This is a genomic window from Rhizobium centroccidentale (assembly GCF_030182565.1).
GTDB lineage: Bacteria > Pseudomonadota > Alphaproteobacteria > Rhizobiales > Rhizobiaceae > Rhizobium.
Window position 1 is genome coordinate 21,532 of sequence record NZ_JAQJCG010000036.1, and the last position, 10,951, is coordinate 32,482.

Below are 10,951 nucleotides of genomic sequence, written 5' to 3' on the forward strand. Positions count from 1 at the left end.
TTTCAGCCGACGATCTTGTTGATCTGGGCCGCGGCGGCCTGAAGCTCCGCCTTGACGTTGCCGCTGACCAGCGCCTTCGAGATGCTGGACTGCAGCGCCAGCGTTACCTTGGCATATTGCGGCGTGATCGGCCGCGGCGTGGCGCCGGTGAAGACGCTTTGAAGGCTCGCCATGAACGGCTGCTCGGCCTTCAGCTTCGCATCCTGGAAGATGGCGGGCCGCGAGGGCGCAAGGCCGAAATTAAGGGCAAGCCGGGTTTGGGTTTCCGGCGAAGACATCCAGGTCAGGAATTCGATCGCAGCTTCCCGCTTCTTGGAGTTGGCGTTGACGCCCAGTTGATAACCGCCAAGGCAGGCCGAGCTCTTGCCGCCGGCAAAATGCGGCAGCGGCGCGACAGCCACCTTGTCGACGACATGCGAGGCCTTCGGATCCTGCGCGATCGGATAGACATAGGACCAGTTGCGCATGAACATCGCCTCGCTCGACGTAAACGGCTGGCGAGAGGGTTCCTCGTCCCAGGAAAGCACGTTCTGAGGGCTGATCTTCGTCTTGTTGATGGTGTCATACAGGAACTGGATCGCGGCAACGGCGGCATCGTCGCCGATGACGGAAGACTTTCCGTCTGCCGACAGGATGGAGCCGCCGTTGGATGCGATGATTTCCACTGCATCACAGACCAGAACCTCGGCCTGCTTGCCCTGCCAGAGATAACCGAATTTGGCGTCACCGGCCTTCTGCGCCTCTGCCGCCATCGTCGCCATGTCGGCCCAGGTTTCCGGCACCTTGCCGCCGTGTTTTTCCACCAGATCCTTGCGATAGTAGAACATGCCGGAATCGACGAACCATGGCAGTGCTGTCAGTTTGCCGCCATAGGTGCAGGCTGCCACCGTACCGGGGAAATAATCGGCGCGCTTGTCTTTCGGAAAATACTCGTCAAGCGGCAGCGCCCAGCCGGCAGAGGCAAAGCCCGCGATCCAGATGACGTCCTGGCTGAAGACATCGGGCGTTCCGTTGCGGCGGGCGAGCTGCTGGACGAGGCCTTGATAGACTTCCGTCGACGAGCTCGGCGGCGGCAGTTCGATGAACTTGACGGCGATGCGGCTTTGCGACTCGTTGAATGCCTTGACGAGATCGCCGAGCCCTTCTTTGCCGAAGAAGCTGGCACTGGCAAAGCTGATTTCCGTCCGATCCGCGGCGCGGGCCGGGCGGATACCGAGGCCTGAGGCAACACCAAGTGTTGCCGTACCGATGGCGGCGCCGGCGGCACCCAACAGCAGCTGACGACGATCAAGCATTATCGATTGTCCGGCACCCTTGGCGTGAGCCGGCGTCTTCTTGATATCTGTCATGTTTCCCTCCCAGGAAGACTGGCGACCTCCAAACCTCCGCGCCAGTATTCGCATATGTTTTATAAAAATTTGTCGCGCGTCAAGAAATAAGATGCTTTAAATCAACCCGGGAGTCATCGTTCGGATGCGCCGAAGCGCGGCGAACAGATGCGGTAGATCAGGGAGGATTGAGTAATATGGCTGGTAATTCAAAAGCTAAGCTTGGCATTGGCGTCATCGGCTGCGGCAACATCTCGATGACGTATCTGCGCAATGCAGCGCTGTTTGCCGGTGTCGAATTGCGGGCTTGCGCCGATATATCCGCCGATGTTGCCGCGCTGCGTGCCCGGGAATATGGCATTCGTGCCTTGAGCGTCGACCAATTGCTGGCCGATCCCGAAGTCGACCTCGTGCTGAACCTCACCGTTCCCGCCGTCCATTTCGACGTGACGATGTCGGCCCTATCCGCCGGCAAGCATGTCTTCACGGAAAAGCCGCTTGCAACCTCGGCGGCCGATGGCCGCATTCTTGTGGCGGAGGCGAAGCGGCGCGGATTGCAACTGGGGTCGGCGCCTGACACCTTTCTCGGCGCGGCCGGTCGCCGGGCGCGGCGCCTGATGGATGAGGGCGCGATCGGCCGTCCCGTGAGCGGCACTGCCTTCATGATGGGACGCGGCATGGAGCACTGGCACCCCAATCCGCAATTCTATTATCAGCCTGGCGGCGGCCCGGTCTTCGATATGGGGCCTTATTATCTGACCATGATGGTGAATCTGCTCGGCCCGGTCGCTCGGGTCATGGCAATGGCGACGAAAGGTCAGGAAGAGCGCCTGATCACCGCCGATGGTCCATTCAAGAACACGCGCTTCAAGGTCGGAACGCCCACAAACATCCTGTCGCTTCTGGAGTTCCAATCCGGCGCGACCGTGAATTTCGGCGCCTCCTGGGACGTCTTTCGTCATTCCAATCATCCAATCGAGCTGCACGGCACCGAAGGCTCGCTGCGTTTGCCCGATCCGGACACATTCGGCGGAACGGTGTCGCTGTCGGAGCGGGGCGCCGATTGGCGCGATTTTGAAAGCGAAGGCGAACTTTACGGCGCAAGGAACTGGCCATTCAATGCACCGGATCGGGCGAATTACCGCATGCTCGGTGTCGCCGACCTTGCACGAGGGCTTGAAGAGGGCAGGTCGCCCCGCGCGTCGGGAGAGCTGGCCCTTCACGTCCTTGAGATCATGGAGGCCATTCTTCAGTCGGGGGAAAGTCGGCAGTCGGTCAGCATCGGCGCGCAATTCACTCCGTCACCGCGCCTTGACGAAGGCGAAGCACGCAGCCTTCTCGCCTGATCGCTGCAGAGAGGGGATAATCGAATGGAAAAGCTGGATGAAAGCGCGCGGCGCGTTCTCGCTATCACCGGCCGGTCGAGCGGCCGGCCATTCGAAGCCGGTACGCCTCAGCAGGCGCGCATCGATTATGATGCGACTTGCCCGACGCTCCAGGGCGCAAAAGAGGCTGTCGCGTCGGTGGAAGATCGTCAGATCGCCGGTCCGAATGGGCCGATCGCCTTGCGCATCTATCGCGGCATCGGCGCTCCTTTGAAGGGTGGTTCGGGTCTCATCTATCTTCACGGCGGCGGCTGGGTGATCGGCAATCTCGAATCGCACGACGAAATCTGCCGATGGTTCGCCAATATTGCCAGATGCACTGTCATCTGCCCGGACTATCGCCTGGCGCCGGAACACAAGTTCCCCGCCGGAGTGACCGATTGCGCTGCGACTTTGGCATTCGTCGTGAAATCGGCGACAGATCTCGGCATCGATCCCGCGCGGATCGCCGTTGCCGGCGATAGCGCCGGCGGCAATCTGGCCGCCGTTCTGGCATTGATGTCGCGCGGCGGCGAGGCCCCGCCGATTGCGGCCCAGCTGCTCATCTATCCCAACACCGACGCCGCACAGATAGCTGATAGCTATAGCCGCTATGCCGAGGGCTTCGGCTTGACTGCCGCTACGATGAGATGGTTTCGCGACCATTACGTCCGCACCACAGCCGATATTGCTAATTGGAGGGTCTCGCCGTTGGGGACCGAAACGCTTGCCGGAGTGGCGCCGGCCTTCGTTGCAACGGCCGGTCACGACATTCTGGTCGACGAAGGCATGGCCTACGCCAGGCGGCTGCGGGAAGAAGGCGTGCATGTGGTGCATCGCCATTGGCCGGGGCAGATCCATGGCTTCGTGTCGATGGGGAGATATGTGGCAGAGGCCCGGCAGGCCGTGGACGCAGCCGTTTCAGCCTGGCACAGCTTCGAGGCTACCTCGAAGTAGATGAATAGCAAGCGCGATTTCAGGCTGATTGCCGCATGACAAGCGTTCCATTCAGACTGAGCTTGTGCGGGATCGTCTGAACCGGCGCGATCGCGTCTCCGAGCAGTGTCAGCAGCGTATTGACGCTGCTTGCCGTCATCGCGGCGAAGTCCTGTGCCATCGTCGTCAGTGGCGGGCAGGTATACCGGCTCAATGGATGGTCGTCATGGGCCGCGATGCGCAGATTGTCGCCCTTTTTGCGTCCGATTTTCAGCCCGTGCGCGAAGGTGGCTGCCATCACGCCGAAGGCGAGGCGATCATTCGCGCAAAGGATGGTTTTGCGTGGAAGAGACTTTGTCCGAAGCAGGCTGTCCATCTGTTCATATCCGATGCGTTCGAACTCCCAGGTGTAGGTAGCATTGGTGCTGATCACCAACGGCTCGCAGCCTGCGGCTTCCATGGTGGCGATATAGCTTGCCAGCCTTTCCGGTGAGTTGTGATTGACATGCGGAATGTCGAGATAGGCCGGCGCTTCCCCGGATCGGCAGAGATATTCGACGATCGTTGCGACGCTCTGGTAGTTGTCATTGCCGATGAACGGCGTGCTCCCTTCGATATAGGTGTCGAAGTAGACGATCGGCAGGTTCTGCGCGAGTTTTTCAAAGGTGCGCGGATCGGATTTCTGTCCCAATGGTGCGACAAGCGCGCCCGCCACCTTCAATGACAGCATCGTGTTAACCGCTTCGACTTCCAGCTCGGGCAATCCATGCGACGAGAACACGATCGGCCAATAACCCTCGTTGCGCAGCCGCAATTCCAGACGATTGACCATTTCGGCATAGAAGGGATCGGTAAGGGCGGGAACCAGGATGCCGATATTGCGGGTTCTCTTGCGATTGAGGTTCCGCGCATACAGATTGGGCTGATAATCCGACGAACGAAGTGCGGCCTCGATCAGCGCGCGGGTCGCCGGTTTTACACTGGTCGGATCGTCAAAATACTTGGAAAGGGTGGGGCGGGAGACACCGCAGGACTTCGCGAAGTCCTCCATCGTCTTATGCGTCAATTTTTCCATCGAAAGTCGACCATTTTTCCGGCTGCCGTATCTACCAATGGTCTTATGCGCATACATGGAAGAGAGCGCAACCACACGTAAATTCCAGACAAATTCTTTTGCGCTTCGCGTCGCGATAAAAGATAACGCGCGAAAATTTATTATTTAGCGTGTCAAAATTCAAGCTGCGGTATGGGCGGCCCGATCGAGTAGAGCGCATCACACGAAATCCCTGCTGAGATCCTTCGTTAACGCTCATGCGAATGGTGATGAGGTGCGCCGATGAGCGGTTGCGGCGACATTCGAACCGCAGCCGCATATTTGCTATCGGCATCGCCTCAATGGATGCCGCGCGTTTCTGCTGATTGCAAATTTGTTATCGAATTCGCGCGACAAGCCAGCGCGAGCTTTCAAATCCCCGACCCGTCGAGTTGCTGGGCATTGTCGCCCTCCCAAGGTGAGGGCATTGAGGTGCGATTGAGATTGGCCGAGGGCATCGGCATCCAGCATTTTAGTTCCGGCTCGGCATATTCTATGATGTGTCCGGGCGACGAATCGGAGGCGCGCCAGCCCTCTGTGCCGAACTGATCGCCATTCGACCAATATGCGAGATCAACTTCTGCCGGCCCCTGTTCTGACGGGCGGATCGTGACAAGGATCCGACTGCCGTCTTTCGGAGCGCTTGCCATGTGTCGCCAGCGGTCTGGCTCATCCATCACTTTTCCTCCTGCCTTGCTTCGGGTTGCAAGTGTCGCCTCGCCATCGAAAACGGTCAACTCAAACTTTGCGCGACCCTCTATCGTCTCAGATGTTTGCGGCGGTATATATTTCAAGGGAAGCGTGCACTGCGATACGGTTGGGGTTTTGCTGATATCCAGCGCTCCGGAACTTGCGAAATGCGCCAACACATTCCGGAGCACTTGGATAATCGGGTAGAGGCAGGCGATCGACCCGCAGAACGAGATGATCCCTGTGGTACTGGTCGCAGCGGCTCCGAGGTCTTGGGACAGCGGAGCTTCAGGCTTGCATCTCTTTTTCCCACCAGCCGCGGGTGTTCACGTCCGTGGCGTCAGCGAGAGCTTCCAGCTCTGCGATGTCGTCGCCGGTGAGGGTGATACTGCTGGCTCGGACCATGCCATCGACGTGATCGGGTTTGGTGGTGCCGATGATCGGCGTTGTACCCTTAGCGATGGCCCAAGCTATCGCGACATCGGGAGCGGCCGCATCCTGCTTCAGGCCGATCGAGGTAAGCTTGTCCGTTAGCGCCTTTAGCTGAGGCAGCATGCCATTGTAAGCCTCCGCCCGCTTGCTTCCTTGAGGCAGCGGGTGCTCCGGACTGTACCTGCCGGTCAAGGCGCCCTGTTCAAGCACCATATAGGCGAAGAACGGGATAGCTTGGTTGCGGCAGTAGTCCAGGATGCCAGCTTGCTCGGAGCTGCGGTAGAGGAGACTGTAGTGGTTCTGGACAGCCTCGACCCGGAACCCGGCTTCTCCAAGGATCCGGTTGGCGAGCTCGATTTCGCTCAGGTTATGGTTCGAGACGCCGACATGTTTGACCTTCCCGCTCTTCAGCAACGGTATCAGGCGCGGAGTCCACCGCGCAACATCGGCCGGATTGTGGATCCAGTAGAGGTCGATATAGTCGGTGCCGAGGCGCGCCAGGCTCTGCTCCAGCATGTCCGCCACCGGATCATCACTGGTCCCTGCCGCCTGCGGGGTGAATTTCGTGGAGAGCTGATAGTCGCTGCGGGCGTAGCGTTTGAGTATCTCCCCAAGTAGGGTTTCTGAACGGCCCATGCCGTATACCATGGCGGTATCCCACAGGGTGAAGCCGGCCACATGCGCCTTTTCCGCGACCTCTTCGAGGCCAGCCTGAGTGAGGCGGCTGCCGAAGTAGCCGTCGCCAGGCTCGCCGCTGTCGCCCCATGCCCAGGTCCCCAGTGCGAGCGCGGGGATCTTGAAATGATCGATTGTCATGTTTGCTCCATCCTTGTTCTGCAGCCAGGTTTGCTGTGACCCAGGCGCCGCTGGCACTATGATGCGTAGCGACGCCGAACCGTTAGCCTGATGCGCCAGGATTACTGCCCAATCCTCCAGAAGCCGCGTGATTTCGCCTTGTCGCCCTCCTGCTCGCATGCGATGGTCAAGTTCATGGAAACACTGACCGAAATCTCTGCATTGATTGCCCGGCACGTCTCGAAGGATGGTTTCCACGCCACTCCCATTGAACGGGTGACGCTTGCTCGATCCTCCACGGTGACGATGCCGATGCCGAACGTATATCGGCCACAACTGTGCCTCGTCGCACAGGGGCAAAAGGAGGTCACTCTAGGCGACCGCGTGTTCAGATATGCGCCGGGCCGCTATGGGATCGTGACTTACGATCTGCCGGTGACGGGCCAGGTTGTCGAGGCGACACCTGATAAGCCCTATCTCTGCCTGTTCCTCGATTTCGATCCAGTCATGCTGGGGCAGCTGGCGTTGCACGTGTCGCCGCCACCAGCGGCGCCCGCTCGGCCCATAGGAAAGACGGTGTCCGACGCCGGCGCCAATCTGCTCGATGCGGTGCGGCGCCTGCTGCTTCTACTCGATGATCCCGCAGCGTTGCCCGTACTCGGTCCCTTGACCGAGCAGGAAATTCTCTATCGCCTGCTCGCCGGCCCGGATGGTGCCAGGATGCGCCAGATCACCTCCAGCCAGGGGCGGGTGGCACAGGTCGGCCGCGCCATCGCGTGGATCGGGCAGAACTTTCGGGAACGGTTCAGCATCGAGCGGCTTGCTGCTGAAGTTGGCATGAGCCCGTCAAGCCTGCACGAGCATTTTCGCGCCGTGACGGCGATGACGCCGCTGCAATTCCAGAAGCAGCTAAGGCTCCAGGACGCGCGTAGCCTGATGCTGGTTCAGGACATCGACGCCACGACCGCCGCCTTCCGCGTCGGCTACGAAAGCCCGTCGCAGTTCACTCGCGAATATCGGCGCCACTTTGGAGAACCGCCGGCGCGCGACATAGCCCGCTTGCGCGCTTCGCCGGGCTTGGCAGGAGTAGCTTGATTTCAGCTTTCCAGAGCATTGGCGGAGAGTCCAAATATCGCTCCCATCGAAGACGAAGCCCGAATGCAAAAAGGCCTATCCGGGGTAAGTCTTGCAAGGAACTCACAGATCTACGAGCGCGAACTCGCCGCCCGCTGTTCCGTTTGCATCCTCACGATCTTGTCGATGACGACATCCCGCTCTAAAGGCCAAGGCGGCTCGGTTGCCTTCAGACGTCCTTGTGCGACCCAAGCCTGACTGTCGGCACGGCAAGCAGCAACCCACCGCAGACGATGACGAGCGACCAGCCGAAGGCGTCGCCATTGCTTGCATAGAAGGTATCCCCGGTACCAAGCGGTACCGAATCGACAAGATTGCCTTGGCTTTTTGCGGAGGAAGTCTCTGCTATGATCCTGCCTCTGCTGTCGCTTAACGTCAACAAGCCCTGGCTGGCTGTGCGAGCGACCGCGAAGCCGTTTTCCACGCCCCGTACGATCGCCATCTTGCCATGCAATTTTGCGTCTGCAATGAAATCCCAGGCCGGTACAAGCAATAGGCCAATGTGCCGGCCGCGGTAGGTTCGCAGGAACTGGGGAAAATCCATGTCCTTGCAAATCGCAATCCCGACGCGGTCGACGCTCACCAAATCCTTGCCGGGAACATATTCACCTTCCAATCCTGGAATAAGGTAATGTTTGTCATAGGTCAGAGCTGACAGATCGGGTCTCGTCAACTCTGCTGTGTTCGAGCGCTGTCCATTGCCAAGCGGGCGGTCTATTCCGGCGACGATTTTCGTGTTCAACTTCACGGAAAGCTGTGCGAACTCAGACGTCGGTAGGAACATCTTTTCCGGCGTGACGATGTAGGCAGGCCTTTGGCTCGCAACCTGTTCGATATTCTGACGGAAATCAGCGACAATTACCTCGTTGCGATCCGGTTCGTCGGTTGCGACGCCGGCAAATTCGTCGTTACTTAGAAGCGCGACGCGAACAGCTTCACCGTCCGGCTGTGCCAATTGCCAAAATCCGAACAGAAGAGCAGCCAGAACCGGCAGAATCCATGCCGAAGCGGCTAGATAATCGGTCGGTTGCCGGATGAACGTTGCAATACCGGCGGGTATGATGGCTGCGAGAAAGCTGAGACCGCTTACGCCTGCCAGAGATGCGATCTGCAGCAAAGGAAGAATGTCCACCAGCGCATAGCCAAGGGCACCGAAGCTGCCGTTCGGCGAAACGTAAGAGTATAAGAGTTCAATGGCTCCTGTGGCGACCGCATAGGCGAAGACGGCAAGGGTTGGGCTTCGCGGATATAAGGTCCACATCAGGAGGACAGAAAGGGCAAAAAACAAGGCTTGCAACGCTACGATCCCATAAACCATGGGAATGATACCGCCATAGAAGTAGAGCGGACCGGCCTCTGCCATCAGCCCGACCAGATAGGCCAGCACGAATGTATTCAGCGCTCGCCGCTCCCCTAAAACGTGGAGGAAAAGCGGAACCGGGCCAATTAAAACCAGAAAGCCCAAATGGCCTGTATCGCGGCTCACCGCAAGAACGGCGCCGGATACAAGCGCCGCAATCACTCCTCCCATTTTCATCGGCTAGTCCTTGTTAATAATTCTGGCTAAGCCTCGAAGGCACATGTCGGTAAAATCTTCACGGGAAAGATTGAAACGGCCGGAACGATGCAATCCGATCAACCCTTGCAGCGTCGCCCAGGAAAATATTGCGATTTCAAGCGCATCGCCTTCGCGCACCAAGCCGCGCCGCTGACCGTCTGCAAGGCGGGCTGCAAACGCTCCGATCACAGGAGAACGACCCCCCTTGAAGTCCTGCGGATAAATACGGCCGGCACGTGTCTTGAGCACGAAAGCCGCATCGAAGAGTGCCGGTGAATCGAGAGCGAGGTCTATGAATGCGCGGGTGACAGCATCAATCCAGCCATGGAGATCCACATCTTGAATTTGCTCGACGCGTGCTTGCCATTGCGAGAGCGCGTGGTCGCCAAGCGCATGCAGCAAGTCCGCCTTATCCTGGAAGTGCCGGTAGACCGCCATGGGCGTTACTCCAGCCCGTTTCCCGACGGCACGCAAACTGAGCTTGTCCAGGCCGGCAGCCTGCAATTCATCGAGTGCGCAGTTTAGTATGACGATGCGAGTGTTCATGTATACGGTGTATACTTGCGTCAGCTCGTCGTCAAGAATTCGGTTCGGTGGCTCGGTTGATTGTCAATTAGCCTGATGGCAAAGGGCGATCGCTGGCGTTTAGAATCTTCGTTGATGGATCGCGCAATGTTCTAGGGTGCCAAATCATACCTGTGTCACCTGCCACGGCCCGAGGCTGCGACATAGCTTGCGACAGGCGGCGGACGATAGGCCGGCGAGCGCAACGCGGGTTCGGGTACACGTCACTGTTCATCACATGGAAATCCCAATAGCCTTTTGTTTCCACGAGATACGAAATCGAATAACATCTCTCCTTATCGAAGATGATCAAAGAGAGCATTAAGGATGACTATGCAGCCGATCGAGAAAGCGCTCATGAGGACGGTTGCCTTGGGCATTCTGATTATTGTTCCCGCTGTTTTCTTTGCTTCCTGCTCAACGGTCGGCGGAACCAGCGGTCAATCTAGGCCGGTAACCGCGAGCAAATCGACAGATCGCGACAAAGACAAAGCGGCTGAACGTCGGCGATGGGCAGAGAGAGTTGAACGAGATAATCAGCTAGCTCCAAGCGGGTCGGCATCGGGTTCCTATGGCTCTTCCCGTCCTCTCTTCACTTGGTGAGCGATAGATTTGCAAATTGCCCGATCTCAGGCTCGAGGGAACGGGTTCGTGTCCGGCTCTGCACAAGTGCCCAGTCTCTGTCTGGATTTGCGGTCGGGGGACCCTTTGCATTGACCGAATACGGTAGATGTCGCTATCCCGCCTGCTTCCGGAGGCGCTCGCAACTGCTGTCGAGAGACCTGTGGTCTATTCGAGCAGCTCATCAGACGAGCGCATCCTTGGGGAAACCCGCAGCCAGACAGTCGATGAACCTGCGAACGGCCGGAGGAAGACCACGGCGCGTGGTGAATACGAGATGGACGAGACCCTTCATGCCATGCCAAGCGGGAAGGACCCTTACGAGCTTTCCCTCTTCCTGTCAATCGGCGTCGTAACGGGACCCCTTATCGGCTCCCAAAAGGAACCCCTCCCTATGGTTGCATGGGGTCAGCGCGCGTAGGCCCGGAGCTTTCCA

Annotated in this window: 9 protein-coding genes and 1 pseudogene; 3 read left to right on the top strand and 7 right to left on the bottom strand. The window is 58.8% G+C overall.

Going from position 1 to position 10,951, the window contains the following annotated elements; all coding sequences use genetic code 11:
* Window positions 1–2: 2 nt before the first annotated feature.
* Window positions 3–1,349 (bottom strand): ABC transporter substrate-binding protein, encoded by a 1,347-nt coding sequence (locus PH562_RS29355; protein ID WP_285177396.1) that lies wholly within the window; start codon window positions 1,347–1,349, stop codon window positions 3–5.
* Between the two features lie 176 nt (window positions 1,350–1,525).
* Here PH562_RS29355 and PH562_RS29360 point away from each other — a divergent pair, with 176 nt between their 5' ends.
* Window positions 1,526–2,674 carry a Gfo/Idh/MocA family protein gene (locus PH562_RS29360; protein WP_285177397.1) on the top strand — a complete coding sequence of 383 codons (1,149 nt, stop codon included), beginning with the start codon at window positions 1,526–1,528 and terminating at the stop codon, window positions 2,672–2,674.
* 24 nt (window positions 2,675–2,698) lie between these two features.
* On the top strand, window positions 2,699–3,649 hold the full coding sequence (locus PH562_RS29365; protein ID WP_113228788.1) for an alpha/beta hydrolase: 951 nt from the start codon (window positions 2,699–2,701) through the stop codon (window positions 3,647–3,649).
* Between the two features lie 19 nt (window positions 3,650–3,668).
* Here PH562_RS29365 and PH562_RS29370 read toward each other — a convergent pair whose 3' ends face one another.
* From PH562_RS29370 to PH562_RS29380, 3 genes are all read right to left on the bottom strand, one after another.
* Window positions 3,669–4,703: a LacI family DNA-binding transcriptional regulator gene (locus PH562_RS29370; protein WP_285177399.1), complete on the bottom strand. Its 1,035-nt coding sequence runs from the start codon at window positions 4,701–4,703 to the stop codon at window positions 3,669–3,671.
* A 389-nt stretch (window positions 4,704–5,092) separates the two neighbouring features.
* Window positions 5,093–5,398, bottom strand: a complete 306-nt coding sequence (locus PH562_RS29375; RefSeq protein WP_069610414.1) for a hypothetical protein — start codon at window positions 5,396–5,398, stop codon at window positions 5,093–5,095.
* A gap of 301 nt (window positions 5,399–5,699) precedes the next feature.
* Window positions 5,700–6,659 carry an aldo/keto reductase gene (locus PH562_RS29380; RefSeq protein ID WP_285177400.1) on the bottom strand — a complete coding sequence of 320 codons (960 nt, stop codon included), beginning with the start codon at window positions 6,657–6,659 and terminating at the stop codon, window positions 5,700–5,702.
* 174 nt (window positions 6,660–6,833) lie between these two features.
* Between PH562_RS29380 and PH562_RS29385 the strand changes: the two genes are divergently transcribed.
* A complete protein-coding gene (locus tag PH562_RS29385; protein ID WP_285177401.1) occupies window positions 6,834–7,733 on the top strand; it encodes an AraC family transcriptional regulator in 900 nt (299 codons plus the stop codon).
* Between the two features lie 208 nt (window positions 7,734–7,941).
* Here PH562_RS29385 and PH562_RS29390 read toward each other — a convergent pair whose 3' ends face one another.
* The 3 genes and pseudogenes from PH562_RS29390 to PH562_RS29400 form a co-directional block, all read right to left on the bottom strand.
* Window positions 7,942–9,309, bottom strand: coding sequence for a hypothetical protein (locus PH562_RS29390; protein WP_285177402.1), 1,368 nt, complete (start codon window positions 9,307–9,309; stop codon window positions 7,942–7,944).
* A gap of 3 nt (window positions 9,310–9,312) precedes the next feature.
* Window positions 9,313–9,876, bottom strand: coding sequence for a TetR/AcrR family transcriptional regulator (locus PH562_RS29395; protein WP_113228792.1), 564 nt, complete (start codon window positions 9,874–9,876; stop codon window positions 9,313–9,315).
* Between the two features lie 823 nt (window positions 9,877–10,699).
* Window positions 10,700–10,852: pseudogene (locus PH562_RS29400) on the bottom strand (LysR family transcriptional regulator); the annotation flags it as partial.
* Between the last annotated feature and the right edge of the window lie 99 nt (window positions 10,853–10,951).

Bases quoted from the DNA above. Each gene is read 5' to 3' on its own strand.
- PH562_RS29355 (WP_285177396.1), bottom strand. From the start codon at position 1,349: ATGACAGATATCAAGAAGACGCCGGCTCACGCCAAGGGTGCCGGACAA.
- PH562_RS29360 (WP_285177397.1), top strand. From the start codon at position 1,526: ATGGCTGGTAATTCAAAAGCTAAGCTTGGCATTGGCGTCATCGGCTGC.
- PH562_RS29365 (WP_113228788.1), top strand. From the start codon at position 2,699: ATGGAAAAGCTGGATGAAAGCGCGCGGCGCGTTCTCGCTATCACCGGC.
- PH562_RS29370 (WP_285177399.1), bottom strand. From the start codon at position 4,703: ATGGAAAAATTGACGCATAAGACGATGGAGGACTTCGCGAAGTCCTGC.
- PH562_RS29375 (WP_069610414.1), bottom strand. From the start codon at position 5,398: ATGGATGAGCCAGACCGCTGGCGACACATGGCAAGCGCTCCGAAAGAC.
- PH562_RS29380 (WP_285177400.1), bottom strand. From the start codon at position 6,659: ATGACAATCGATCATTTCAAGATCCCCGCGCTCGCACTGGGGACCTGG.
- PH562_RS29385 (WP_285177401.1), top strand. From the start codon at position 6,834: ATGGAAACACTGACCGAAATCTCTGCATTGATTGCCCGGCACGTCTCG.
- PH562_RS29390 (WP_285177402.1), bottom strand. From the start codon at position 9,309: ATGAAAATGGGAGGAGTGATTGCGGCGCTTGTATCCGGCGCCGTTCTT.
- PH562_RS29395 (WP_113228792.1), bottom strand. From the start codon at position 9,876: ATGAACACTCGCATCGTCATACTAAACTGCGCACTCGATGAATTGCAG.